The sequence below is a fragment of the Pseudomonas sp. P4_C3 genome (genome assembly GCF_056402075.1).
In genome coordinates, this window is record NZ_JBFUIC010000062.1 from 1 (window position 1) to 25,242 (window position 25,242).

At 60.2% G+C, this 25,242-nt stretch carries 23 protein-coding genes and 2 tRNA genes; 16 read left to right on the forward strand and 9 right to left on the reverse strand.

The window, feature by feature from the left end; translation table 11 throughout:
- The first annotated feature begins 148 nt into the window (after nt 1–148).
- Nucleotides 149–454, forward strand: coding sequence for a YkgJ family cysteine cluster protein (locus AC1DVH_RS13075; RefSeq protein ID WP_007981864.1), 306 nt, complete (start codon nt 149–151; stop codon nt 452–454).
- 141 nt (nt 455–595) lie between these two features.
- On the opposite strand, the gene AC1DVH_RS13080 is transcribed toward AC1DVH_RS13075, so the two are convergent.
- From AC1DVH_RS13080 to hemA, 6 genes are all read right to left on the reverse strand, one after another.
- A complete protein-coding gene (locus AC1DVH_RS13080) occupies nt 596–1,114 on the reverse strand; it encodes an acyloxyacyl hydrolase (protein ID WP_477754145.1) in 519 nt (172 codons plus the stop codon).
- Nucleotides 1,115–1,238: 124 nt separating this feature from the next.
- Complete coding sequence (gene murI / locus AC1DVH_RS13085; RefSeq protein ID WP_477754146.1) at nt 1,239–2,030, reverse strand: glutamate racemase; 792 nt, start codon at nt 2,028–2,030, stop codon at nt 1,239–1,241.
- Nucleotides 2,023–2,778 (reverse strand): molybdopterin-synthase adenylyltransferase MoeB, encoded by a 756-nt coding sequence (locus AC1DVH_RS13090; protein WP_477754147.1) that lies wholly within the window; start codon nt 2,776–2,778, stop codon nt 2,023–2,025. Before AC1DVH_RS13090 ends, murI begins: the two co-directional genes overlap by 8 nt.
- Nucleotides 2,772–3,602 (reverse strand): peptide chain release factor N(5)-glutamine methyltransferase, encoded by an 831-nt coding sequence (prmC, locus tag AC1DVH_RS13095; RefSeq protein ID WP_477754148.1) that lies wholly within the window; start codon nt 3,600–3,602, stop codon nt 2,772–2,774. Before prmC ends, AC1DVH_RS13090 begins: the two co-directional genes overlap by 7 nt.
- Nucleotides 3,603–4,685: a peptide chain release factor 1 gene (gene prfA, locus AC1DVH_RS13100; protein WP_223461123.1), complete on the reverse strand. Its 1,083-nt coding sequence runs from the start codon at nt 4,683–4,685 to the stop codon at nt 3,603–3,605.
- Nucleotides 4,682–5,971 (reverse strand): glutamyl-tRNA reductase, encoded by a 1,290-nt coding sequence (gene hemA / locus AC1DVH_RS13105; RefSeq protein ID WP_477754149.1) that lies wholly within the window; start codon nt 5,969–5,971, stop codon nt 4,682–4,684. The genes prfA and hemA overlap by 4 nt, the downstream gene beginning before the upstream one ends.
- 302 nt (nt 5,972–6,273) lie before the next feature.
- On the opposite strand from hemA, the gene AC1DVH_RS13110 reads away from it, so the two are divergent.
- The 8 genes from AC1DVH_RS13110 (at nt 6,274) to ychF (ending at nt 13,191) form a co-directional block, all read left to right on the forward strand.
- On the forward strand, nt 6,274–7,998 hold the full coding sequence (locus tag AC1DVH_RS13110; protein ID WP_477754150.1) for a tetratricopeptide repeat protein: 1,725 nt from the start codon (nt 6,274–6,276) through the stop codon (nt 7,996–7,998).
- Between the two features lie 4 nt (nt 7,999–8,002).
- Nucleotides 8,003–8,620 carry a lipoprotein insertase outer membrane protein LolB gene (gene lolB, locus AC1DVH_RS13115; RefSeq protein WP_477754151.1) on the forward strand — a complete coding sequence of 206 codons (618 nt, stop codon included), beginning with the start codon at nt 8,003–8,005 and terminating at the stop codon, nt 8,618–8,620.
- A 1-nt stretch (nt 8,621) separates the two neighbouring features.
- Complete coding sequence (gene ispE / locus AC1DVH_RS13120) at nt 8,622–9,473, forward strand: 4-(cytidine 5'-diphospho)-2-C-methyl-D-erythritol kinase (protein ID WP_477754152.1); 852 nt, start codon at nt 8,622–8,624, stop codon at nt 9,471–9,473.
- Nucleotides 9,474–9,509: 36 nt separating this feature from the next.
- Nucleotides 9,510–9,584 (forward strand) — tRNA-Gln (locus AC1DVH_RS13125).
- Nucleotides 9,585–9,630: 46 nt separating this feature from the next.
- Entirely contained in the window at nt 9,631–10,572 is a 942-nt protein-coding gene (locus AC1DVH_RS13130; protein ID WP_003208392.1) for a ribose-phosphate pyrophosphokinase, read from the forward strand.
- Nucleotides 10,573–10,714: 142 nt separating this feature from the next.
- Complete coding sequence (locus AC1DVH_RS13135) at nt 10,715–11,314, forward strand: 50S ribosomal protein L25/general stress protein Ctc (protein WP_477754153.1); 600 nt, start codon at nt 10,715–10,717, stop codon at nt 11,312–11,314.
- Between the two features lie 169 nt (nt 11,315–11,483).
- Nucleotides 11,484–12,068: an aminoacyl-tRNA hydrolase gene (gene pth, locus AC1DVH_RS13140; RefSeq protein WP_008153430.1), complete on the forward strand. Its 585-nt coding sequence runs from the start codon at nt 11,484–11,486 to the stop codon at nt 12,066–12,068.
- A 22-nt stretch (nt 12,069–12,090) separates the two neighbouring features.
- Nucleotides 12,091–13,191 (forward strand): redox-regulated ATPase YchF, encoded by a 1,101-nt coding sequence (ychF, locus tag AC1DVH_RS13145; protein ID WP_477754154.1) that lies wholly within the window; start codon nt 12,091–12,093, stop codon nt 13,189–13,191.
- A gap of 187 nt (nt 13,192–13,378) precedes the next feature.
- Here the strand turns inward: ychF and AC1DVH_RS13150 are convergent, their stop codons facing one another.
- Nucleotides 13,379–14,596 carry an MFS transporter gene (locus tag AC1DVH_RS13150; RefSeq protein WP_477754155.1) on the reverse strand — a complete coding sequence of 406 codons (1,218 nt, stop codon included), beginning with the start codon at nt 14,594–14,596 and terminating at the stop codon, nt 13,379–13,381.
- A 332-nt stretch (nt 14,597–14,928) separates the two neighbouring features.
- On the opposite strand from AC1DVH_RS13150, the gene AC1DVH_RS13155 reads away from it, so the two are divergent.
- Nucleotides 14,929–16,986, forward strand: a complete 2,058-nt coding sequence (locus tag AC1DVH_RS13155; RefSeq protein ID WP_477754156.1) for a methyl-accepting chemotaxis protein — start codon at nt 14,929–14,931, stop codon at nt 16,984–16,986.
- A 15-nt stretch (nt 16,987–17,001) separates the two neighbouring features.
- On the opposite strand, the gene AC1DVH_RS13160 is transcribed toward AC1DVH_RS13155, so the two are convergent.
- On the reverse strand, nt 17,002–17,907 hold the full coding sequence (locus tag AC1DVH_RS13160; protein ID WP_477754157.1) for a LysR substrate-binding domain-containing protein: 906 nt from the start codon (nt 17,905–17,907) through the stop codon (nt 17,002–17,004).
- Nucleotides 17,908–18,135: 228 nt separating this feature from the next.
- Between AC1DVH_RS13160 and AC1DVH_RS13165 the strand changes: the two genes are divergently transcribed.
- The 6 genes from AC1DVH_RS13165 to AC1DVH_RS13190 all read left to right on the forward strand — a co-directional run bounded on the left by AC1DVH_RS13165 (nt 18,136) and on the right by AC1DVH_RS13190 (nt 23,749).
- On the forward strand, nt 18,136–19,254 hold the full coding sequence (locus AC1DVH_RS13165; protein ID WP_477754158.1) for an ABC transporter ATP-binding protein: 1,119 nt from the start codon (nt 18,136–18,138) through the stop codon (nt 19,252–19,254).
- A gap of 15 nt (nt 19,255–19,269) precedes the next feature.
- Nucleotides 19,270–20,190, forward strand: a complete 921-nt coding sequence (locus AC1DVH_RS13170) for an ABC transporter permease (RefSeq protein WP_007981819.1) — start codon at nt 19,270–19,272, stop codon at nt 20,188–20,190.
- On the forward strand, nt 20,190–20,996 hold the full coding sequence (locus AC1DVH_RS13175) for an ABC transporter permease (RefSeq protein WP_477754159.1): 807 nt from the start codon (nt 20,190–20,192) through the stop codon (nt 20,994–20,996). The genes AC1DVH_RS13170 and AC1DVH_RS13175 overlap by 1 nt, the downstream gene beginning before the upstream one ends.
- A 27-nt stretch (nt 20,997–21,023) precedes the next feature.
- The gene (locus AC1DVH_RS13180) at nt 21,024–22,070 is read left to right on the forward strand and encodes an ABC transporter substrate-binding protein (protein WP_477754160.1); all 1,047 of its coding nucleotides are present in this window, start codon (nt 21,024–21,026) and stop codon (nt 22,068–22,070) included.
- A gap of 60 nt (nt 22,071–22,130) precedes the next feature.
- A complete protein-coding gene (locus AC1DVH_RS13185; RefSeq protein WP_477754161.1) occupies nt 22,131–23,585 on the forward strand; it encodes an amidase in 1,455 nt (484 codons plus the stop codon).
- Nucleotides 23,586–23,672: 87 nt separating this feature from the next.
- Nucleotides 23,673–23,749, forward strand: a tRNA-Met gene (locus AC1DVH_RS13190).
- 154 nt (nt 23,750–23,903) lie between these two features.
- Here AC1DVH_RS13190 and AC1DVH_RS13195 read toward each other — a convergent pair.
- Complete coding sequence (locus AC1DVH_RS13195) at nt 23,904–25,007, reverse strand: DUF2817 domain-containing protein (RefSeq protein ID WP_477754162.1); 1,104 nt, start codon at nt 25,005–25,007, stop codon at nt 23,904–23,906.
- Between the last annotated feature and the right edge of the window lie 235 nt (nt 25,008–25,242).

Here is a 25,242-nt window from a genome sequence, read left to right on the forward strand (position 1 = left end):
CGGCAAACCCATGGTGCGCAGCCAGCCACCGATCAAGGATCAACCCTGAAAATCGCCACCATCGGCATCGGTATCGCGGACGTTCCGATACTTGAGCGTCCGTCAGACCTTTCACACAGCACCCGGCGACTGCCTTACACTGCGCGCCATGAAAACCATCCCCCATACGCAAATCGCGGAACCCGCGGTCACGTGCTCGACCTGTGCAGCCTGCTGCTGCCAGCTCGAAGTCATGCTGATCACCGATACGGGTGTGCCTGAACGGTTCATCGATACCGATGACTGGGGCGGGGAAGTCATGCTGCGCCTGGACGACGGATGGTGTGCCGCACTGGATCGCAACACGATGATGTGCACCATCTACGAAAAACGCCCGCTGATCTGCCGGGAATTCGAGATGGGCGCACCGGAGTGCATCGACGAACGCCAGGGGATTTCGACGGCGTATCGCTGAACAGGAAAACAACGCGCCCCTGTGGGAGCGAGCTTGCTCGCGATGACGATGTTTCATTCAACATCAATGTTGAGTCTGAAATCGCTATCGCGAGCAAGCTCGCTCCCACAGGGGATTTGCAACCCGCTGAAACCGTGGTGCTTACAGCGGCAACGTGTAATGCAGCGAGTAGCTTTCTACACCGTCGTTGGAACTGGCGAGCCCGGCGTTGGAATAGWGCGTGGCACGGATCCCGACTTCATGGCCGCCGTTGAAGCGCAGGCCAAAACCGAACCGGTCTTCAAACTGGAAGGCACTGCCGATGTTGTTGTCTTCGAGTCGGGTATTGGAGAACACCGCCACGCCAATGCCTGCTTCAACGTAGGGCTTGACGTTCTGACCGGCAAATTCGTAAACGAACACCGGAGAGAACGACAGGCTGTTATTGCTCGAGGTCTTGTCGCCTTCCCAATAGGTGTAGGCGCCGCTCCAGTAACCGGTCACGCGACCGACGTCACTCTGCCACCAGCTCTGGTCCCAATCGAATTGCATGCCCAGTCGATACGTCATGGTCGAATCGCTGGTCTGACCAACCGCGAACTCCACACCTGCCGCCTGCGCGGTAAAGGTGTGCCCCATTAATGCGGCCGCAATCGCGGCCAAACAGAATAGTCGCTTCATTAGAAACTTCCCTTTCCGAACAATTTCGTATGGTTTTTTTTGTTGCTCAACCCTGCAAAGCTATGGAAATCGGCGATTTATCAGAAGCTCACCCCAATTTTTCGTTTGATTCCTTTGGACTTTCTTACCTGTTGAAGCTTCGCACAATGCCAGCCGTATTCCACAGTATCGGCAAGATATTTCTGAAGTGAACCGGATCGGCGCTGGTCCAGAACTGCGCTTCTCGGGCAGGCCCCTCGGCGAGCAGCTCGCCTTCGACCAAAAGCCGATGGAGTTGCCGTGCGACGGCGGCACCGGTATCGATCAAGCTGATGTCCTCGGGGATCATCTGCCGGAGCATCGGCTTGAGAAAAGGGTAATGGGTGCAGCCGAGAATCAGGGTGTCCGCGCCGGCAGCCAGCAGTGGTTCGACATACCCGGCCAACAGCTGACGCAGCTCGGAACTGCGCAGATCGCCGTTTTCAATCAGTTCAACCAGACCGGGACACGGCTGGGTGATCACTTTCACGTCCGTGGCGAAGCGGTCGAGCAATGCGGCGAACTTGGCGCTCTGCAAGGTGCCGGTGGTGGCCAGCACCCCCACCACGCCGGAGCGGGTTGCGGCGGCGGCCGGTTTGACTGCCGGCTCCATGCCGACAATGGGCCATTCGGGATAGTCGCGGCGCAAGTCGGCGACGCCAGCCACCGTCGCCGTGTTGCAGGCCAGCACCAGGGCCTTGGCGCCCTGTTGCTGAAAGAAGTCGGCCATCACGCTGCAACGCTGCTGGATAAATTCCGGGGTTTTCTCGCCATAGGGAATATTCCCGCAGTCGGCGACGTACATCAGCGTCTCGTTGGGCAGCAAGCACTGGATCTCGGCTAGCACCGAGAGCCCGCCGACACCGGAGTCGAACACACCAATCGGTGCTTCACGCATGTTTCGACCCACAGACGCTGCAACCCGGATCACGCTTGACCCGCAATTCACGGAAGCGCGTGCCCAAGGCATCGATCAACAGCAGGCGCCCCACCAGCGGCTCGCCGAATCCGGCCAGCAATTTCAGCGCTTCAAGCGCTTGCAGACTGCCGACCAGCCCCACCAGCGGACCGACCACGCCGGCTTCGCTGCAGGTCAGTTCGGCTTCGCTGCCGTGCCCGTATAGGCAGTGGTAGCACGGACTCTCCGGCCGACGCGGATCGAACACCGACAGTTGCCCTTCGAGGCGAATCGCCGCGCCGCTGACCAGCGGTTTGCCGGCGGTTACGCAAGCGGCGTTGACCGCTTCACGGGTGGAAAAATTGTCAGAACAATCGAGGACCAGATCCACCCCGGCCACCACGGCGGCCAGGGAGTCTTCGTCCAGCGCCGCACGATGGGCGATCAACTGGATCTCGGGATTGATCGCGCTCAGGCGCTTGATTGCCGAATCGACCTTGGACATGCCGACACTGTCGGTGTCGTGAATGATCTGGCGTTGCAGGTTGGTCAGATCGACCGTGTCGAAGTCCGCCAGATGCAATTCACCCACACCTGCCGCCGCCAGATACAGCGCCACTGGTGCGCCAAGGCCGCCAAGACCGACGATCAATACGCGGCTTTCCTTGAGCCGCAATTGGCCGTCGATATCGATGTGTTGCAGCAGAATCTGCCGGCTGTAACGCAGCAACTCCTGATCATTCAGCACGGCAGGCGCCCCAGACTGATGCGTTGGTGACCGCCCAGATCGGTGCGGCTGTGGACTTCTTCAAATCCGCGGGTCAGCAGCAAATCGCGGACCGCCTCGGCCTGATCGTAGCCGTGTTCGAGCATCAGCCAACCGCCGGCGTCCAGATGGTCCGGCGCCTGGGCGACGATCAGGCGCAGATCCTCGAGCCCGTCGACACCGGCCACCAAAGCACTGGCCGGTTCAAAGCGCACATCGCCCTCAACCAGATGCGGATCGGCCGCTGCGATGTAGGGCGGATTGCTGATGATCAGTTGAAAACGCTGACCTTCCAGGGCACTGAACCAATGGCTGCTCAGCACGGTGGCGTTGCCCAGGTGCAGACGCTGGCGATTGCGTTCGGCCAGGGCCACGGCTTCCAGAATTCGGTCCACGGCAGTGACGCTCCAGGCCGGACGTTCGCTGGCCAGGGCCAGGGCAATCGCGCCGCTGCCGGTGCCGAGGTCGAGTACTTTAGCCGGTGTGGCCGGCAACAGTTCCAGCGCGGCCTCCACCAGCAGTTCGGTGTCCGGGCGCGGGATCAATGTGTGCGGTGCCACTTCCAGATCCAGCTTCCAGAAACCCTGCTGGCCGAGGATATAGGCCACCGGCTCACCGTTGCGGCGGCGCTGCAAATATTCGGCGAACGTCAGCGCCGCTTCGCTCGGCACGATGCGCTCCGGCCAGGTGTGCAGGAAACTGCGGGACTTGCCCAAGGCCGCCGCCAGCAGCAATTCGGCATCCAGACGCGCCGTGGGCGAGTCGGGCAAATCGGCGGCGCGCAACAAACTGGCAATGATCGTCATTTACTCACCTATCGCTGCCAGTTGATCGGCCTGGTATTCGGCCAGCAACGGCTCGATCACCGCCTCTACACCGCCGGCGAGGATCTCGTCGAGGGAATACAGGGTCAGGTTGACCCGGTGGTCGGTGACCCGGCCCTGGGCAAAGTTGTAGGTGCGGATACGTTCGGAGCGATCACCGGAACCGACCAGCAACTTGCGCTCACTGGCGATGGCATTGGCCGCGGCAGAGGTCTGCTGATCGTTCAGCTTGGCCGACAACCAGGACATCGCCCGGGCGCGGTTCTTGTGCTGTGAACGTTCTTCCTGGCACTCGACCACGATGCCGGATGGCAAGTGCGTGATGCGGATCGCCGAGTCGGTCTTGTTGACGTGCTGGCCACCGGCGCCAGAGGAGCGATAGGTATCGACGCGCAGGTCGGCCGGGTTGATCTCGATGGCTTCCTGCTCGTCCGGCTCGGGCAACACCGCCACGGTGCAGGCCGACGTGTGGATGCGGCCCTGGGATTCGGTCGCCGGAACCCGCTGCACGCGGTGCGCGCCGGATTCGAATTTCAGCTTGCCGTAGACGTTGTCGCCCTCGACCCGGGCAATCACCTCTTTATAGCCGCCGTGTTCACCCTCGTTTTCCGAGAGGATCTCCACTCGCCAGCCACGGCGCTCGGCGTAGCGCGAATACATGCGGAACAGGTCACCAGAGAAAATCGCTGCCTCGTCGCCGCCGGTGCCGGCACGGATTTCGAGAAACACGTTGCGCCCGTCGTTCGGGTCCTTGGGCAGCAGCATGCGTTGCAGGTCGGCTTCGAGCGTGACCAGACGTTCCTTGGCCTCGCGGACTTCTTCCACGGCCATTTCACGCATGTCCGGGTCGCTGTCCTTGAGCAGTGCCTGGGCACCTTCGAGGTCGTCCTGCACTTTCAGCAGTTCTTTATAGACGCCCACGATCGGTTCAACTTCCGCGTACTCCTTGGAATAGGTGCGGAACTTGTTCTGATCGGAAATGACCTCGCCGTCGCCCAGCAGGGCAGTCAATTCCTCGAAACGGTCCTGGAGAATATCCAGCTTATTGAGCAGTGACGCTTTCATTGCGGTTTTTTATCCGAAAAGCTATCCGATGAGCCCTCACCGAGGGCAAAGAGTTCCTGGGCCATCGCCAGCGCATCCAGGCGACCTTCGGCAGAGAGCTTTTTCAACTGCACGCTCGGTGCGTGCAACAGTTTGTTGGTCAGCCCGCGGGCCAGTTGCACCAGCACCTCTTCGGCACTGGTGCCGTTGGCCAGCATGCGCTGGGCCTTTTGCAATTCTTCGTCACGCAGGCGTTCGCTCTGTTGACGATAGGCCTTGAGCACGTCCACCGCTGCCAACTCGCGCAAGCGGACCATGAAATCTTCGGCGCCGACCGAGACCATCTCTTCGGCGGCCTGGGCTGCGCCCTGACGGCTCTTGAGGTTCTCGGCGACCACTTCGTGGAGGTCGTCGACGCTATAGAGGTAAACGTCGTCCAGCTCGCCGACTTCTGGCTCGATATCGCGGGGAACAGCGATATCTACCATGAAGATCGGTTTGTGCTTGCGCAGTTTCAAGGCGCTTTCCACCGCACCCTTGCCCAGAATCGGCAACTGGCTGGCGGTGGAACTGATGACGATATCGCTGCGCACAAGCTCTGCCGGAATATCCGACAACAACACCGCATGGGCACCAAACTGCTCGGCCAGAATGCTCGCGCGCTCCAGGGTACGGTTGGCGACCACTATGCGCTTCACCCCCAGGTCGTGCAGATGGCGGGCGACCAGGGTGATGGTCTCGCCGGCGCCGATCAACAAGGCCTGGCTGCGTTGCAGGTCGCTGAAAATCTGCTTGGCCAGGCTCACCGCGGCAAACGCCACCGACACCGGGTTCTCGCCGATGGCAGTGTCGGTGCGCACCTGCTTGGCCGCATTGAACGTGGCCTGGAACAGCCGCCCGAGCAACGGCCCGATGGTGCCGGCCTCGCGGGCCACGGCATAGGCCGACTTCATCTGGCCGAGAATCTGCGGTTCGCCCAACACCAGCGAGTCGAGCCCGGAAGCCACCCGCATCATGTGACGAACTGCCGCATCATCTTCATGCACATAGGCGCTTTCGCGCAGCTCGTCGTAGCTCAAATGATGATATTCGGCCAGCCAGCGCAGCACGACATCCGCCGACAGGTGATCCTGTTCTATATAGAGTTCACTGCGATTGCAGGTGGAGAGGATCGCAGCTTCGCGGCTGTCGGTGAGTCGGCAGAGCTGCTGCAAGGCCTCAACCAGCTGCTCAGGGGTAAAAGCCACGCGCTCGCGGACGTCTACTGAAGCAGTCTTGTGGTTAATACCGAGTGCAAGGAAGGCCATTCAAAGTCGCTGATGGTGACGTGAAGCCGGTAATTGTCCTACTTCGACGGAATCAGAACAACCACTCGATATCTATCGCTTCGGTAGATGGCGCCAACGTTGCGAGCGGTTCTCGTTTACCCCCCTGTAGGAGCTGCCGAAGGCTGCGATCTTTTGCCTTCAAAGATCAAGATCAAAAGATCGCAGCCTTCGGCAGCTCCTACACGGGGACCGGTGTTCTCGGGAAAATGCCAGGCCGGTTATGTTTGGCTGAAAGCTTGTGTCATGATGATCCGACCGCAGGTTAGTCGTCCTCTTCCTATATGAATAGATCTTCCGCGTTGCTCCTCGCTTTTGTCTTCCTCAGCGGCTGCCAGGCCTTGGCACCCGTTCCGTCGGACGGTACGTCGCCGGTTGAAGACAGCACCCCGGTCCCTGAAAAGCCCAAGGTCTACAGCTCATTCAGCGAGGACACCATCTTCAGCCTGTTGAGCGCCGAACTGGCTGGCCAGCGCAATCGTTTCGACATTGCCCTGGACAACTATGTGACCCAGGCCATCAATACCCAGGATCCGGGCATTTCCGAGCGGGCATTCCGTATCGCCGAATATCTGGGCGCCGATCAGGCAGCCCTGGACACCGCGCTGATCTGGGCCAAAAACGCCCCCAACGACCTCGAAGCGCAACGCGCCGCCGCCGTGCAACTGGCACGCGCCGGTCGTTATGACGACTCCATGGTCTATATGGAGAAAGTCCTGCAAGGCAAGGGTGACACGCATTTCGACTTCCTCGCGCTGTCCGCGGCCGACACCGACCAGGACACCCGCAACGGCTTGATGAAAAGCTTCGACCGTTTGTTGCAGCGTCATCCGGACAACAGCCAGCTGATTTTCGGCAAGGCGCTGCTGATGCAACAGGATGGCGATACCAAAGGCGCGCTGAAGCTGCTGGAAAACAATCCGCCGGACGACGGCGAAATTGCCCCGATTCTGCTGCGTGCACGCCTGTTGCAAACCCTGAATCGCGGTGACGAAGCCTTGCCGCTGCTGCAAAAAAGCATCAAGAAATATCCGGACGACAAGCGCCTGCGCCTGACYTACGCMCGCATGCTGGTTGAACAGAACCGTATGGACGACGCCAAGGCCGAGTTTTCGAGCCTGGTTCAGCAATACCCGGAGGACGACGAACTGCGTTACTCCCTGGCACTGGTCTGCCTGGAAGCCAAGGCCTGGAACGAGGCCAAGGGTTACCTGGAAGACCTGATCGCCCGGGAAAGCCACGTCGACTCGGCGCACCTGAATCTCGGTCGCATCGCCGAAGAACAAAATGACCCGCAAGGCGCGCTGATTGAATACGCCAAGGTTGGCCCGGGCAGCGACTTCCTGCCGGCGCAATTGCGTCAGGCCGACATCCTGATGAACAACGGCAGGACCGCCGAAGCCCAACGCAAGCTGGCGGCAGAGCGCGACGAGCAGCCGGATTACGCGATCCAGTTGTACCTGATCGAAGCCGAAACCCTGTCTGCCAACAATCAGGGCGACAAGGCCTGGAATGTTCTGCAACAAGCCTTGCAGCAATATCCGGACGATTTGAACCTGCTCTACACCCGCGCCATGCAGGCGGAAAAACGCAATGACCTGGCACAGATGGAAAAAGACCTGCGCACGATCATCAAGCGCGACCCGGACAATGCCATGGCGTTGAACGCCCTCGGCTACACCCTGTCCGACCGCACCACGCGCTACGCCGAAGCCAAGGCCCTGATCGAACAGGCGCACCAGATCAGTCCGGAAGACCCGGCGGTACTCGACAGCCTTGGCTGGGTGAATTACCGCATGGGCAATCTCGACGAAGCCGAGCGCCTGTTGCGTCAAGCCCTGGATCGCTTCCCCGATCAGGAAGTCGCCGCTCACCTGGGCGAAGTCCTGTGGGCCAACGGCAAACAGCGCGAAGCCAAACAGATCTGGGGCAAGTTCCTCAAGGAACAACCCGACAGCCCGACCCTGCGCGGCACCATCAAACGCCTGACCGGATCAGAGACTCTTTAAGATTATGTTTTTGCGCCATTTCATCGTTTTCAGTTTTATCGCCCTACTTGCCGGTTGCGCGGGCCTGGGTCCACGCGAATCGGTCGAGGGGCACGGCAATCCCGCCCAGTGGCGCGAGCACAAAGAGCAACTCACTGCCCTCGATGGCTGGCAGATCGACGGCAAGATCGGCATCCGCGCCCCGAAAGACTCGGGCAGTGGCACGCTGTTCTGGTTGCAGCGCCAGGATTACTACGACATTCGCCTGTCCGGTCCGTTAGGCCGCGGCGCGGCTCGCCTGACCGGACGTCCGGGCAAGGTGTCGCTGGAGGTTGCCAACCAGGGACGTTACGACGCGCCGAATCCGGAAGTGCTGCTCGAAGAACAGCTGGGCTGGAAATTGCCGGTGTCCAACCTGGCCTGGTGGGTGCGTGGGCTTCCGTCTCCGGACAGCAAAAGTCGCCTGACACTGGATGCCGACAGTCGCCTGGCCAACCTCGAACAGGATGGCTGGCAGGTCGAATACACCGACTACACCCAGCAAAACGGTTACTGGCTGCCCGAGCGAATCAAGCTGCATGGCTCCGACCTTGACGTCACACTGGTGATCAAGGCCTGGCAACCACGCAAACTGGGGTCATGACATGCCAGCCAATCGCCTGACTTTGCCATCTCCGGCCAAACTCAATTTGATGCTGCACATTCTGGGGCGCCGCGAAGACGGCTACCACGAACTGCAGACGATGTTTCAGTTTCTCGATTACGGCGACGAAATCACCTATGCCCTGCGCGATGACGGTGTCATCCGACTGCACACCGAATTCCCAGGCGTCCCCCACGACAGCAACCTGATCGTCAAGGCCGCGAAAAAACTTCAGGAGCAGTCCGCTTGCTCGCTGGGCGTCGATATCTGGATCGACAAGATCCTGCCCATGGGCGGTGGTATCGGTGGCGGCAGTTCGAATGCCGCAACGACTTTGCTCGGCCTCAATCACCTGTGGCAATTGGGCTGGGATGAAGATCACCTGGCTGGCCTGGGGTTGACGCTGGGCGCCGACGTCCCGGTTTTCGTACGTGGCCACGCGGCTTTTGCCGAGGGCGTGGGGGAGAAACTGACCCCTGTCGACCCGGAAGAACCGTGGTATCTCGTGCTGGTGCCGCAAGTCTCTGTAAGTACGGCAGAAATTTTTTCAGATCCGTTGTTGACACGTAACACTCCTCCCATTAAAGTGCGCCCCGTTCCCAAGGGAAACAGTCGTAATGACTGCTTGCCGGTGGTAACAAGGCGTTATCCAGAGGTACGTAACGCTTTGAATTTGTTAGGTAAATTTACCGAAGCAAAACTCACCGGAACTGGAAGTTGTGTGTTTGGGGGCTTCCCAAGCAAAGCTGAAGCTGATAAAGTCTCGGCCCTTCTTACAGAGACCCTTACAGGTTTTGTAGCAAAAGGAAGCAACGTTTCGATGTTGCATCGCAAGCTTCAAGGTCTGCTCTAAAGGAACCGATTACTGGGTAATCGTTGCAACAGATACAGGGGCGTCGCCAAGCGGTAAGGCAGCAGGTTTTGATCCTGCCATGCGTTGGTTCGAATCCAGCCGCCCCTGCCATTTTCCTATACTCATCCAGGTTACCCTCAGCCTTCAGGTACTGCGCGTGTCCAAGATGATGGTCTTTACGGGGAACGCTAACCCCGATCTGGCTCGGCGTGTCGTACGTCAGCTGCATATCCCTCTCGGTGACATCTCTGTCGGTAAATTCTCCGATGGCGAAATTACAGCCGAGATCAATGAAAACGTCCGCGGTAAAGACGTTTTCATTATTCAGCCGACTTGCGCTCCGACCAACGATAACCTGATGGAACTGGTAGTGATGGCTGATGCCTTCCGCCGCTCCTCGGCTACTCGTATCACTGCTGTTATTCCTTACTTTGGTTATGCCCGTCAGGATCGCCGTCCGCGTTCCGCACGTGTGGCTATCAGCGCGAAAGTCGTGGCTGACATGCTTACCGTAGTCGGCATCGACCGTGTTCTCACGGTTGATCTGCATGCTGACCAAATCCAGGGTTTCTTCGATATTCCGGTAGATAACATCTACGGCTCCCCGGTTCTGGTGGATGACATCGAAGATCAGCGCTTCGAAAACCTGATGATCGTGTCCCCGGACATTGGTGGCGTCGTGCGTGCACGTGCCGTTGCCAAATCCCTGGGCGTGGATCTCGGGATCATCGACAAACGCCGTGAGAAAGCCAATCACTCTGAAGTGATGCATATCATCGGTGATGTCGAAGGGCGTACCTGTATTCTGGTCGATGACATGGTCGATACCGCCGGCACCCTGTGCCACGCGGCCAAGGCCTTGAAAGAGCATGGCGCTGCCAAGGTTTTCGCCTACTGCACACACCCTGTGCTGTCCGGTCGGGCGATCGAAAACATCGAAAATTCCATGCTGGATGAACTGGTGGTGACTAACACCATCCCGTTGTCCGCTGCTGCACAAGCCTGCTCGCGTATCCGTCAACTGGATATCGCGCCGGTAGTTGCCGAGGCGGTTCGCCGCATCAGCAATGAAGAATCGATCAGCGCGATGTTCCGCTAAGGGCCCTGCCCTTCTCGAAATGTCTCGTTGACGAAAAGCGCCCCGCCCCGGCATTCCTGTCGGGGCGGGGCTTTTTTGCCCATATCGCCTTTAGCGCTGGTCGCAAACGCTGGGGCGAATGTGGTTATTTTGGAGATACAACATGAACGATTTTACCCTGAATGCTGAAGTGCGTTCCGACCTGGGGAAAGGTGCGAGCCGCCGCCTGCGTCGTCTCGCAAGCCTGGTTCCAGCTGTAGTTTACGGTGGCGAAAAAGCCCCTGAATCCATCAGCATGCTGGCCAAAGAAGTTGCCAAACTGCTCGAAAACGAAGCGGCTTACAGCCACATCATCGAGCTGAACGTTGGTGGCACCAAGCAGAACGTCGTGATCAAAGCCCTGCAGCGTCACCCGGCCAAAGGCCACGTGATGCACGCTGACTTCGTACGCGTAGTAGCTGGCCAGAAACTGACCGCTATCGTTCCAGTGCACTTCATCAACGAAGAAGCACCGACCAAGAAAGGCGGCGAAATCTCGCACGTTGTTGCCGAGATCGAAGTTTCCTGCCTGCCGAAAGATCTGCCTGAGTTCATCGAAGTCGACCTGGCTGACGCTGAAATCGGTTCGATCATTCACCTGTCGGACCTCAAGGCTCCTAAAGGCGTTGAGTTCGTGGCCCTGGCACACGGCGATGACAAGGCTGTTGCCAACGTCCACGCTCCACGTGTTGCTCCAGAAGCTGCAGAAGGCGCTGCAGAGTAATTTTACTCTGTACGCCGGAGTGACCGGAAACATCGCGGACTAGAGCATAGCGAGAAAGCGGGCGAGAACGCGGAGTTTACATCATGGTAAATGAGCAATTTTCGTCCACTTTCGCCGCTCTCCCTGATTGCGGCGATGTTATCCACCACTCCAATGAAGGGCCCCTATCGTGACTGCCATCAAACTGATCGTTGGCCTGGGAAATCCAGGCGCTGAATACGAACAGACCCGGCATAACGCAGGGGCCCTTTTTGTTGAGCGCATCGCGAACGCACAAGGCGTGAACCTTGTGGCGGACCGCAAATATTTTGGCCTGACCGGGCGCTATTCGCATCAGGGTCAGGATGTTCGTCTGCTGATTCCCACCACGTACATGAACCGCAGCGGCCAGGCCGTAGCGGCACTCGCCGGTTTCTTCCGCATCACGCCTGAAGAAATCCTCGTGGCGCACGACGAACTCGACCTGCCACCCGGCGTTGCCAAGCTCAAGCAGGGCGGCGGCCATGGCGGTCACAACGGGTTGCGCGACATCATTGCGCAACTGGGCAATCAGAATACCTTTCATCGCTTGCGGCTTGGCATTGGCCACCCGGGCGTTGCCAGTATGGTTTCAAATTTCGTCCTGGGTCGTGCGCCACGCGCCGAACAGGAAAAACTCGATGCCAGCATCGACTTTGCCCTCGGCGTGCTGCCGGATATCCTCGCCGGTGAATGGAACCGCGCGATGAAAAACCTGCACAGCCAGAAGGCCTGACTCTTATCCGAGGGGAAACACCATGGGATTCAATTGCGGCATCGTCGGCCTGCCTAACGTCGGCAAGTCCACCCTGTTCAACGCCCTGACCAAATCCGGGATCGCGGCCGAGAACTTCCCCTTCTGCACCATCGAGCCGAACAGCGGTATCGTGCCGATGCCGGATCCGCGTCTGGAAGCTCTGGCAGCCATCGTCAATCCAAAGCGCATCCTGCCGACCACCATGGAGTTCGTCGACATTGCGGGCCTGGTAGCCGGTGCGTCGAAAGGCGAAGGCCTGGGCAACAAGTTTTTGGCCAACATCCGTGAAACCGATGCCATCGCCCACGTGGTCCGCTGCTTCGAAGACGAGAACGTGATTCACGTTTCCAACAGCRTCGACCCGAAACGCGACATCGAAATCATCGAGCTGGAACTGATCTTCGCCGACCTCGACAGCTGCGAGAAGCAACTGCAGAAAGTCGCGCGTAACGCCAAGGGCGGTGACAAGGATGCAGTGGTCCAGAAAGGCCTGCTGGAGCAACTGATCGCTCACTTCACCGAAGGCAAGCCAGCGCGCAGCCTGATGAAGAACATGGGCACCGACGAGAAAGCGGTGATCAAGGGCTTCCACCTGCTGACCACCAAGCCGGTCATGTACATCGCCAACGTCGCTGAAGACGGTTTCGAGAACAACCCGCACCTGGACGTTGTACGCGCCATCGCTGAAGAAGAAGGCGCCGTGGTTGTACCGGTGTGCAACAAGATCGAAGCGGAAATCGCCGAACTCGATGACGGCGAAGAGAAAGACATGTTCCTCGAAGCCCTGGGCCTCGAAGAGCCTGGCCTGAACCGCGTGATCCGCGCCGGCTACGAAATGCTGCACCTGCAGACCTACTTCACCGCCGGTGTCGAAGAAGTCCGCGCCTGGACCGTCCGCGTCGGTGCCACCGCACCACAAGCCGCTGGCGTGATCCACACCGACTTCGAAAAAGGCTTCATCCGCGCCGAAGTGATCGCCTACAACGACTTCATCCAATACAAGGGCGAAGCCGGTACCAAGGAAGCCGGTAAATGGCGTCTGGAAGGCAAGGACTACATCGTCAAAGACGGCGACGTGATGCACTTCCGCTTCAACGTGTAAGCCGCAACGCCCAAGAAAAAGCCGCGTTTGATACGCGGCTTTTTTGTGCCTGATACATTCATCCGCCACACCACCGAACCACTGTGGGAGCGAGCTTGCTCGCGATAGCGGACTGTCAGCCAACTGATCTGCAAGCTGATACACCGTCATCGCGAGCAAGCTCGCTCCCACAGGGATTTGTGTTGGGTCAGGTCTTCTTCGTACGCGGCAGGAAGATCGCCAACACCCCGAACAACGGCAGGAACGAACACAGGTAGTACACGTATTCGATACCGCGAATGTCCGCCAAATGCCCAAGCAAAGCCGCGCCAATCCCGCCGAAGCCGAACATCAGGCCGAAGAATACCCCGGCGATCATCCCGACATTGCCCGGCACCAATTCCTGGGCGTACACCACGATGGCCGAGAACGCCGAGGCGAGGATGAAGCCGATGACCACGCTGAGAATGCTGGTCCAGAACAGGTCGACATGGGGCAGCAGCAAAGTGAACGGTGCAACGCCGAGGATCGAGAACCAGATCACTGCCTTGCGCCCGATCCTGTCGCCAATCGGCCCGCCAAAGAATGTCCCCGCGGCTACTGCGCCGAGAAACAGGAACAGGTGCAGCTGCGAGCTGGCCACCGACAGGTCGAACTTCTCGATCAGGTAGAACGTGAAGTAGCTGGTGAGGCTGGCCATGTAGAAATACTTGGAGAACACCAGCAATCCGAGCACGACCAACGCGCTGGTCACTCGGCCCTTGGACAGGCCGTGAGTCGCCGCCTGGCCTTGCTTGAGCTTGAACAGGTTCAAGTGGTTGGCGTACCAGCGGCTGATCCGGTAGAGCACGAACAGCGCAAACACCGCGAACAGGCCGAACCACGCCACGTGCCCTTGGCCATAGGGAATGATGATCGCCGCCGCCAGTAACGGGCCGAACGCCGAGCCTGCATTACCGCCGACCTGGAAGGTCGATTGCGCCAGCCCGAAGCGCCCGCCTGAAGCCAGGCGCGCCACGCGGGACGCTTCCGGGTGGAAGGTCGATGAACCGATGCCGATCAAGCCTGCCGCCAGCAGAATCAACGGAAAGCTGCCGACCACCGACATCATCAGAATCCCGACCAGGGTGCAGACCGTCCCCGCCGGCAACAACCACGGCTTGGGATGGCGGTCGGTGTAGTAACCGACCCACGGCTGCAGCAGCGAGGCCGTCAACTGGAACGTCAGGGTGATCAGGCCGACCTGGGTGAAGGTCAGGCCATAGTTGGCCTTGAGCATCGGGTAGATCGACGGCAGCACCGACTGGATCAGGTCGTTGATCAAATGCGCCAGCGCTACCGCGCCGATGATGCGCATCACCAGGGGACTGCTTTGGGGCGTAGTGGACGCCGGCACTGAGCCGGACTGGGCGTTGCTGATAGCCATGGGGGTTTCCGTACAACAGGTGGGTACAAACAGGCAGATACATCAATGTGCCATTTTTCAGTGCAGCAACGCCATCCCCTTAGCCTGCTAACGACCTCGTTTTTCATCGCCACAACCTTGATGGCGCAAAGCCATGGTCTGAATCTTGCCTTCCTTGTCTGCTTGAACGCGGCCTCCTTACAAAGGAGACCAAGAATGGGAAGTTTCGCCACAGAGTCGGCCTACAGAGCGGACAAGGGTGAACTTTCGAGGCCTTTTAAGAGGGCACGAGTCGGGGGCAACAACCTCCGGCGCACGCCAATGGTGCGTGGTGTCCAGAGGAGTCATGGGGCATGCAGGCTTTTTTATCACCGGGGATCGGGCTGCTGGGGCGCTTCGGCTTCGCACGCAAATTCCAGCTGTTGTTTCTGCTGTTTATCCTGCCGCTGGCCGGCAGCCTGTGGATGATCGGCCAGGACTATCGCGACAAACTCAGCCTGATCTCCGGCGAACGCGCCGGGGTGCGGCAACTGCTGGCGCTTGATGCGCTGGATGACCTGCTCGGCGCCCAGCGTGATCGTGCCGCCCGGTGGCGCGCCACGGAAACCAATCGCCAGCCAACGCCCGCCACCCTCGCCGCGATGGCCGCCTTCGATGCGGTTCAGCCCGCCGTCAGCCAGGCCACTGCCGAGTTGGGCAACGCCCTGCAAAAAGAAAACGCCGAGGGCGAAACCCTGTTGCGTTATCAGGCCCTGCAAACCGCCCTCGATGGCCTCGACTCAAAAAACCTGAGCAACGTTGGCTGGTGGCCCGATGGCTATGATCGCTTCACCAACGCCTTGAGCGCCCTGCAAGCCTTGCGCGAACAGATCGCCATGGACAATCGCCTGACGCTGGCGCCGTGGCTGGAGACTTATTTGCTGACGCAGATTTCCACACAGCATGCGCCAGACCTGATCGAACGGGTCGGTCGTCTGGCAGCGGTGGGTCAGGCCTCGGTGGTGTCTGGGCAGTTCACCCTGCAAAGCCGTCTGCAACTGCGCGACTTGCGCAGCCGCATCGGCGATGCACGAGAGCAGCTGGTGAAAACCGCAGGCCTGCTCGAAGCACGCCTGCCCAGCGCTCTGCAAACCTGGGCCGGGCAATATCACGACAGCCTCAAGCACCTGGACGCAGGCCTGAAGGTGCTGGATGACGGCGTGTTCGGCGGCAGCATCAACCTGAAGCCGGATGACTTCGAACGCACTCTGGATGCCCTGCTCTCCGATCTAACCTCGTTGCGCCAGCAGTCGCTGGTGTCGCTGGATCAACGCCTKGATTACTACCACGACTCGGCAATCCGCCAGTTCATTGTGGTGGCCGCCGTGTTGGGCTGCCTGCTGTTGGCCGCGCTGTATCTGTTCATCTGTTTGCAGGCCTCGATCCGCCGCAGCGCCAGCGGCATCACGGTGCTGGCCGAGGCCTTGCGCGATGGCAATCTGAGCCTGCAAGTGCCGGTTCAAGGCCGGGACGAACTGGCAGTCATCAGTACCGCGCTGAACGTCGCCGTGGTGCAACTGCGCACCAGCCTGCAAGGGGTGGATCACGAAACCCTGCAACTGAGCAACGCAGTGCAAACCCTCAATCATCATTCCAGCGACGCCTTGGGCGAAGTCGAAGCCCAGCAGCTGCAGATCAGCCAGATTGCCGCTGCGGCGACGCAACTGGCCGCCACCTCACAAGGGGTGGCCCACAGTTGCGAACAGGCGTCCGGCAGCGCCCAGCACACCCGGCGCATTGCCGCCGACAGCAGCCGTGACAGCCAGCGCACCACCGCGAGCATCCAGCAACTCAATCAGCGCCTGAACGAGACCGCTGCGGCACTGGGCCGGGTCAGTGAACAAGGGCAGCAGATTCAACTGGTGGTCGACACCATTCGCGGCGTCGCCGAGCAGACCAACCTGTTGGCACTCAACGCCGCTATCGAAGCGGCACGGGCGGGCGAGCAAGGGCGTGGCTTCGCGGTGGTGGCCGATGAGGTGCGCAGCCTGTCCCAACGCACGCAATCGTCGACTGCACAGATTGCCGGCACGGTCGACAGCCTGCGCAACACGGTGAATGAGGCCGTCAGCCTGATGCAAGCCGCGTGCAGTCAGGCAGAGTCCGATGCACAAGCGGTCACCGGCCTCGGTGAACGGCTCGGGGAAATCGCCAGTGCGGTGCAGAGCGTCACCGATACCCTGGCGCACATCGCCACGGCGGTGGAAGAACAGGCCAGTACCGCCGACGAGGTCAGCGGCAACATCCAGCAGGTCGATCAAGCGGCGGTACGTTTGCTCGAAGGGGCCCGCGCGGTGAACCAGGCGGCGGACACCCTGAGCCACGGCAGCAAGGCCCTCAGCGACAACACCGGGCGCTTCCGCTTGAGTTGAGTCCGCCAGGACTTCTCAGGCGCGGATCACCGCTTCCGGGAAGTCCTGCTCCAGCTCGGTCTTGAGCCAGTCGATAAACCACGCCACGTCCGCCGAGAGCTCGGCGGACGGCGTCAGCACCCGGTAGCTTTCCAGCTTCACTTGCGCGTCCACCACCCGCACCAGCTTGCCGCTATGGAGTTCTTCGCGCACCAGCACTTCGTTGGCCAGCGCAATGCCCTGCCCGCTCTCGGCCACCGACAGCGCGTGGTCGTTGTTGACGTAGAGCATGTCCGAATTGAGGTGGATGTCGAGGTCGTTGGCGGCGAACCACAGGTTCCACCACTCGCCGTCATCGACGTGGATCAGGTTGTGCTTCACCAGGTCCGCGGGGCTGTCGATGGGCTCGACGCTGGCCAGATAATCGGGGGAACAGATTGGAAACACCCGAGGACAAATCAGGCTGGTGCGGGAGTGGGCATATTGGCCGTCCAATCCGTAGACGATGCCCAGGTCAGCACTTTTGCCATCCACTTCGGTGAAGGTCGAATTGGGTTCGATGGCGAACTTCAAGCCCGGGCGCAGATGACGCATGGCCTCGATGCGCGGCATCAGCCAGCGCTTGGCGAACCCCGGCACCACCATGATGCGCAGCCAGCGCTCGGCGTGTTTGGGCTGCGCCTCTTTTCCGGCCTCGATGATCAGCTGCAAGGCGGCGGTGATCTTGCGGTGGTACTTCTCCCCCGCCGTCGTCAGGTTGACCCCGCGAGAGGTGCGCTCGAACAGTTGGATGCCCAGCCAGTCTTCCAGCAACTTCACGTGACGGCCGATGGCCGGCTGGGTCACGTGCAGGGCCTTGGAGGCTTCGACATAGCTGCCCAACCGGGCCGCGGCATCAAAGGCACGCACCGCGTTGAGTGGCGGCAAACGGTGGTCAGGCATGGTTTCCGGGCGCCTTCTGCTGTTAAATTTTTTAACAGCCCCTATGTTAAAATTGAAGTTTCGCCCCCGCAACCCCTCGCTGATAATCGATCCACAGCAGAACAAAAAAACAGCTGGTTACAACACCCGAACGCAATCTCGATCCTGCCCAGAAAAATAATATCCATGGCCCGAAGGCACAGCTGTTTTCAGCACGTGCGCAGGCGATGGGGGAATCGGAGGTAACGCATGAATGCCCTGCATTCGCTGCAAACGCTGGCGGTGTCCATCCGCTCAGTGCGCAAAGTCTACGGTGATCCAAAGACTGGCCCGGTGGCGCTGAAAAGCATCGACCTGGACATTCGCGACAACGAGTTCTTTACCCTTCTCGGCCCTTCGGGCTGCGGCAAAACCACGCTCCTGCGGATGATCGCCGGGTTCGAATTCCCTACTGAAGGCGAGATTCTGCTCTACGGCGAAAACATCGCCGACCGCCCGCCCTTCCAGCGCCCGGTCAACACGGTGTTCCAGCATTACGCGTTGTTCCCGCACATGACCATCGCCGAGAACCTGGCCTTTGGTCTTGAGTCCCACCCGATGGGCAAAGTCCTGAACAAAACGCAAATGGCCGAACGAGTGCGCGAGATGCTCGCCCTGGTGCAGATGGAGCGCTTTGCCAACCGCAAGCCGGCGCAACTGTCCGGCGGTCAGCAACAGCGCGTGGCCCTCGCTCGTGCATTGGCGCCGCATCCCAAAGTCTTGCTGCTCGACGAACCACTCTCGGCGCTGGACCTCAAGCTGCGCCAGGCCATGCGCGAAGAGTTGAAAACCATTCAGGCCCGCACCGGCATCACCTTCATCTTCGTTACCCATGACCAGGAAGAAGCCCTGACCATGTCCGACCGCATCGCCGTGTTGTCCGAAGGCGAAGTGCAGCAGGTCGGCCGCCCGGAAGACATCTACGAACACCCGCGCAATCGCTTCGTGGCGGACTTCATCGGTGAAACCAACTTCATCGAAGGCACGGTCACCCGTGTCGAAGACGGTCTGGCCTGGTTCGCCGGCCCGGCCGGTCATCCGCTGCCTGCACAGCCATGCAGCGATGTGCGGGTCGRTGCCAACGTCGCATTGTCCGTGCGCCCCGAGCGTTTGCATCTGGTACCGGGCAATACCGAATGTGCCTTGCCGTGCCGGATCGAAGCGCAGATCTACCTCGGCACCGACCTGCAATACCAGGTCAGCCTGAGCGACGGTTCACGCCTCACCGTGCGCACCCCCAACTGCGTCGACCAGAGCAAACGCTTCGCCGTCGGCAGCCAGGCCGGTCTGTTGTTCGACCAGGGCAGCGCCAGTGTCCTGCACGATTGAGCACGAGGAATTGCCATGCACGCTTTACCGATTGCCAACACGCTGGAACGTCGGCGGGCCTTCCAGAGCTTTCTCGGTGTCAGCCCCGCCCTGATCGCCATCGGCCTGTTTCTGATCGTGCCGATCCTGATCGTCATCGGTTACTCGCTGATGGAGGCCAACCCCTACGGCGGGGTGAACAAGGTATTCAGCAGCGACGCCTACACCTCGCTGCTGTTCGAGCGGCAACTGGATGACAGCCTGGCCTTCGCCGACTCCTACCTGATCATCGCCCTGCGCTCGATAGGTATCGCCGGGCTGACCACGCTCATCACCCTGTTGATCGGTTTTCCGGTGGCGGTATGGCTGGCCATGCAACCAGCTCATCGTCGCGGCCTGCTGATCTTCCTGATCACCGTGCCGTTCTGGGCCAACCTGTTGATCCGCACCTATGCGTGGATTCTGCTGCTGCGCAACACCGGGGTGATCAACAACAGCCTGATGGGCCTCGGGGTCATCGACCAACCGCTGCAACTGCTCTACACCGACGGCGCGGTGCTGCTGGGGCTGGTTTATACCTACGCGCCCTTCGTGGTGCTGCCGATCTACGCCACCCTGGAAAAAATGGACATCCGCCTGCTCGAGGCCGCTCAGGACCTCTACGCCGGACGCGTTCGAACCTTGCGCAAGGTGGTGTTACCGATCGCCAAACCAGGAATTCTCGCCGGCGCCATCCTCACCTTCGTGCCTTGCCTGGGCGCGATGATCGCCCCGGAACTGCTCGGCGGCGGCACGCGGATGATGCTCGGCAACCTGATCTTCCGCCAGTTCAGCGATGCGCGTAACTGGCCATTCGGCGCGGCGCTTTCGCTGGTGTTGATGGCGGCGGTGATGTTGGTACTGACGGTTTATGCCTTGCGTGCCGAGCGCCAGCGCATCGCCAAAGGAGGTGCGTGATGATCGGCCTGTTCAAACGCAATACGGCGGGCGTGCAGGACTTCCCCGGCTTCGGCGGCTTCAGTTTCCTGTTCTATCTGTACCTCTACGCACCGATCGTGGTGCTGGTGGTGTTCTCGTTCAACGCCAACCAATCGGCCACGGTGTGGACCGGTTTCAGCATCGACTGGTATCGCGCGGCCTTCGCCAACCAGGCCCTGCGCCAGGCGGCCGGCAACAGCCTGTTGATCGCGGTCTGCGCCAGCATGGTCGCCACGGCCATCGCCACCCTCGCCGCCCTCGGCACCTCACGGGGTGCGAAGTTCAAGGGCCTGCAACTGTCCATGGGCGCGATCATGTTGCCCCTGGTGCTGCCGGAAATCGTGGTCGGCGTCGCCACCCTCGCGCTGTTTTCCACCATCGGTCTGTCCCTGGGCTACGGCAACCTGATCATCGCGCACACGGTGTTCTGTATCCCGTTCGCCTTTCTGCCAATACGGGCACGCCTGAACGACATGGACCTGTCCCTGGAACAGGCCTCGGCCGACCTGTATGCCGGCCCATGGCGGACCTTCCGCAAGGTCACCCTGCCGCTGCTGATGCCGGGGATTTTCTCCGGGCTGATGCTGGCCTTCATCGTGTCGCTGGATAACTTCGTGATCTCGATGATGGTCTCCCAGGCCGGCACCACCACCTTGCCGATCTTCATCTTCGGCCTGTTGCGCATGGGCGTGACACCGGACGTCAACGCCGTCTCAACGCTGATCCTGGGCGTCTCGGTGCTGTTCGTCACGCTCTCTTATCTGTTGGGCAAAAAGAAATCCTGAACCTTCTACGCACTGTGGGGAAATAGCATGAGCAAGTTGATTGCAAGCATCGGCACTTCGTTGTTCCTGACTTTACCGCTGACCATGGCCGGCAGCGTTCAGGCCGCGGAAAAGCTCAACGTGGTGAGCTGGAGCGGTTACTTTTCGCCGGAGATTCTCGCCAAATTCCAGAAGCAGACCGGCATCGAAGTCACAGTCGATTCCTACGATTCCAACGAAACCCTGCTGGCCAAATTGAAACAGGGCGGTGCCGGTTATGACGTGGCGATCCCCTCGCACCAGTTCGTGCCGATCCTGATCAAGGAAAAACTGCTGGAGCGCTTTGACCCGGTCAACGAGCCCTACTACGCCAGCGTCGTCGACAACCTGAAAAAACCCACCTGGGACCCGGAAGGCGCCTACTCCGTACCGTTCATCTGGGGCACCACCAGCGCGGTGCTCAACACCGAGCGCTACAAGGGCCCTGCCGACAGCCTCAAGGTGCTTTACGAGCCACCGGCCGAGCTGCAAGGGCGAATCAACATGTTCGACTCGGTCAGCGACGTGGTGGACATGGCCAGCCTGTACCTGAACATTCCGCTGTGCAGTGAAGACCCGAAGCAGATGCAGCAAATCCTGACCCTGCTCAAGGCGCAGAAACCCTTCGTCAAGACCTACAGTTCCAAGGCCGGCTCGATCCGCGAAAACCTCGCCTCGGGTGAAATCGACATGTCGACCTTCTGGGGCGGCTCGTCGATGCGCGCCCGGGAGATGAAACCGAGCCTGAAGTATCTCTACCCGAAAGAAGGTGTGCTGGCCTGGGTCGACAACATGGTCATCCCGACCGGCAGCAAGAACCCGGCGAACGCCAAGGCCTTCATCGCGTTCCTCAGCCAGCCTGAAAACGCGGCGATGACCCAGAACTTCCTCAAGCACCAGAGCCCGATCAAGGGTGTGGAACCCTTCCTCGATGCGGGCCTGAAGGACGCGCCGGAGCTGCACATTCCCGAAGGCACCAACGTGGTGTTCAGCAAGACCTGCGGCGAAGGCGCGATCCGCCTGGCCGACCGTCTCTGGACCAACCTGATGCGTTGATCTCTACCGCCCCGACGCGATGGCGGGGCGTTTTTCCAGCCGTCTGAAAGGCCGCTTGCAATGAACTCTAATAACATCAGCGAACTGGTCCTGTTGCAGGCCCACGAGCTCGCCGAACGCATCCGCCTGCGCCAGGTTTCCTGCCGGGAAGTGATGCAGACTTATCTTGCCCACATCGAACGCTTCAACCCGCTGGTCAATGCGCTGGTGAGCCTGCAAGCGCCAGAAGACCTGCTGGCCCAGGCAGATATCCGCGATGCCGAACTGGCTCGTGGTCAATACAGGGGCTGGATGCACGGCCTGCCCCACGCCATCAAGGACTTGTCCCTGACCCAGGGCATCCGCACCACACTGGGTTCGCCGCTGTACAAGGACTTCATCCCCGAGCGCGACGGCATCATGGTTGAGCGGATCAAGGCTGCCGGCGCGATTATCATCGGCAAGAGCAACACCCCGGAATTCGGTCTCGGCTCGCAAAGCTATAACCCGCTATTCGGCGCGACCGGTTGCGCCTACGACCCGAGCAAGACCGCCGGCGGCAGCAGCGGTGGCGCGGCGGCGGCGCTGGCCATGCACCTGGTGCCGGTGGCCGACGGCAGCGACATGATGGGCTCGCTGCGCAACCCGGCCGCCTTCAACAACATCTTCGGCTTCCGTCCGTCACAGGGCCGAGTGCCCTTCGATGACAGCGCTGATCTGTTTATCGATCAGCTCGGCTACGAAGGCCCCATGGCTCGCAGCGTGCGCGATGCAGCGTTGCTGTTATCGGTGCAGGCCGGGGCCGATGCGCGGGCGCCACTGTCCATTGCCGAGTCCGGCAGCGCCTTTGCAGCACCACTGGATCGGGACTTCAAAGGCACTCGTCTGGGCTGGCTCGGCGACTTCAACGGCTATCTGCCGATGGAAAAAGGCATCCTCTCATTGTGCGAAAAGGCCTTCGGCGATTTCGAAAGCCTGGGTTGCCATATCGAACCCGTACAGTCCGAATTCGCGCCAGAGAAGCTGTGGAGCAGTTGGCGGACGTTGCGTCACTGGATGGTCGCCGGCTCGTTGGGCGCGACCTATGCCGACCCGCAAAAACGTGCGCTGTTGAAACCGGAAGCCTGCTGGGAAGTGGAGAACGGCCTGAAACTCTCGGCCACCGAGGTGTTTGCCGCCTCGGTGACGCGCAGCGACTGGTATCGGGCGATCTCCAGGCTGTTCGAAAAATACGACTACGTGCTGCTGCCCAGCGCCCAGGTGTTCCCGTTCGATAAAACCCAAGCGTGGCCCGCCTCCATCGAAGGCGTGACTATGGACACTTATCACCGCTGGATGGAGGTGGTGATTCCCGGCACCTTGTCCGGTTGCCCGGTGGCTAACGTACAGGTCGGCTTCAACGCCAGCAGCCTGCCCATGGGCCTGCAAATCATCGGCAGACACCAGGCCGACTTCGCTGTCCTGCAACTGGCGCACGCGTACGAACAGGCCAGTCGCTGGTTCCAGCGCTGCCCTTCACCCCTGCTCAGAGGATAGATTTTGATAAACGGTTGAAAGCGCAGAGAAATATTTTAGATTTATGCTTGACGCATCCCCGTTACCGGTGAATAATGCGCGCCACTTGGCTACATAGCTCAGTTGGTTAGAGCATAGCATTCATAATGCTGGGGTCCGGGGTTCAAGTCCCTGTGTAGCCACCAAGTACTAAAAACGGCTTACCGCAAGGTAAGCCGTTTTTTTATGCCTGTAGGAGCGAGCTTGCTCCGGGCGGCGTTCCGACGATGGACTCAAGAGCGCCGCGTTTAACCAGTAAACACGCGTTATCGTTAACGACCATCGCGAGCAAGCTCGCTCCTACACTGCCGGCAATGCAGACAACGCCCGCTCCCAGATCTGCCACGTCCGCAACCAGACCATCGCCTGCCAATCGCTATCCGCCGGATAGAACTGCTCAAGCAGATTCAGCTTGATCTCGCGCCCTGCTGCATCACTCGGGTTGCCGTGCAGATGCAGCCAGTGGTCATCGCGCAGATGCCGGTGAACGTCCGGCCCCGGATACGTCCCGCACTCGATGACGAAAGGCATCAACCGTACCTGCAGCAGCGCATCGATCAATGCCTGCGAGGTGTAGCCGGTGGCTGTTGCCGCCACGCCCGTTTCGCTGACGGTGTCGGCGCCGGTTTGCAGGCTGTAGAGCCACGGGCCATAAATCGCCTGCGCATCCGCCAGCGCCGGATAGACGGACTCGGTGATGGTCAACAACATCGGATGACCGTACTCGCCAGCGCCCGTGTGCAAGTCGAAACACATGGCGACCTCGGCATGGGCCACGTGCTTTTGCACGATCTTGTGCAGCGTGCGGTTTGACCAGCTCGGCGCCAGCCCGCCGAAAAACAGGCCGTCGGGATGAGCATGCTGACCGCCCTCGACAATCGACATGACTGCCGGCCAGCCGTGCAGGCGGATCTGCTCGTCGAGCAAGGCATCGGCACGATCACGCTGCGGACCGCGCAACTGCGGGCAGGCATAGATTTCATGCAGGGCGTTGTAGGCCTGGTTGTCTGGCAGCGGTCGCTGGAAATCCAGGTGATTGCGGTTCAAGTCGATGTTGTCTTCGTTGACCCGGCGCAACCACGCCATGCCCCAAGGGTTGATGGCATGGATCATGACTACGGCGACATCCGTTGGCAGGGAACGCTTGCCCAACTCCTGCAGCCATTTGATCTGGCAGCCCGAGCCGTAGAAGCCTTCGACCCCGTGAGTGCCGCTCAACGCAATCAACAGGCGCTTGGCGCCCGGATCACCCAATAGCGCCACATCCGTGCTCAAGGGCTCACCAAACGGCCCTTTGAGCGGGTGTGGATACTCGGTCAAGGTTGCGCCTGCGGCAGTCGCGGCCGCCAGAAACTGTTCGCGCTGAGTGCGATAACTCGGCTGGGTGGGAAACTCGGTCTGCATGTCTGCCTCTTGTTGATCTTCTGGCCTGTCTGTTGGCAACGACCCTACAGAAAATCCTGCCATTGATGAAGGACAAAAACTTCGGTGCCGTGGGACCTGGTTTGCTTCCCTCCCGGTCGGCCGATAAAGTCCATTGATCGTAGATCCAACGGACGGAGTACCCCACGTGTTCTCAACCTTCCCTTTGCGCCGCTATCGCATGCCAGCCCTGGTTCTGCTCGCCAGTGCCTTGAGC

Coding starts and splice junctions, on each gene's coding strand:
- AC1DVH_RS13075 (WP_007981864.1), top strand. CDS start 149: ATGAAAACCATCCCCCATACGCAAATCGCGGAACCCGCGGTCACGTGC.
- murI (WP_477754146.1), bottom strand. CDS start 2,030: ATGCGTGAAGCACCGATTGGTGTGTTCGACTCCGGTGTCGGCGGGCTC.
- prmC (WP_477754148.1), bottom strand. CDS start 3,602: ATGACGATCATTGCCAGTTTGTTGCGCGCCGCCGATTTGCCCGACTCG.
- prfA (WP_223461123.1), bottom strand. CDS start 4,685: ATGAAAGCGTCACTGCTCAATAAGCTGGATATTCTCCAGGACCGTTTC.
- hemA (WP_477754149.1), bottom strand. CDS start 5,971: ATGGCCTTCCTTGCACTCGGTATTAACCACAAGACTGCTTCAGTAGAC.
- lolB (WP_477754151.1), top strand. CDS start 8,003: ATGTTTTTGCGCCATTTCATCGTTTTCAGTTTTATCGCCCTACTTGCC.
- ispE (WP_477754152.1), top strand. CDS start 8,622: ATGCCAGCCAATCGCCTGACTTTGCCATCTCCGGCCAAACTCAATTTG.
- AC1DVH_RS13135 (WP_477754153.1), top strand. CDS start 10,715: ATGAACGATTTTACCCTGAATGCTGAAGTGCGTTCCGACCTGGGGAAA.
- AC1DVH_RS13150 (WP_477754155.1), bottom strand. CDS start 14,596: ATGGCTATCAGCAACGCCCAGTCCGGCTCAGTGCCGGCGTCCACTACG.
- AC1DVH_RS13160 (WP_477754157.1), bottom strand. CDS start 17,907: ATGCCTGACCACCGTTTGCCGCCACTCAACGCGGTGCGTGCCTTTGAT.
- AC1DVH_RS13170 (WP_007981819.1), top strand. CDS start 19,270: ATGCACGCTTTACCGATTGCCAACACGCTGGAACGTCGGCGGGCCTTC.
- AC1DVH_RS13175 (WP_477754159.1), top strand. CDS start 20,190: ATGATCGGCCTGTTCAAACGCAATACGGCGGGCGTGCAGGACTTCCCC.
- AC1DVH_RS13180 (WP_477754160.1), top strand. CDS start 21,024: ATGAGCAAGTTGATTGCAAGCATCGGCACTTCGTTGTTCCTGACTTTA.
- AC1DVH_RS13185 (WP_477754161.1), top strand. CDS start 22,131: ATGAACTCTAATAACATCAGCGAACTGGTCCTGTTGCAGGCCCACGAG.
- AC1DVH_RS13195 (WP_477754162.1), bottom strand. CDS start 25,007: ATGCAGACCGAGTTTCCCACCCAGCCGAGTTATCGCACTCAGCGCGAA.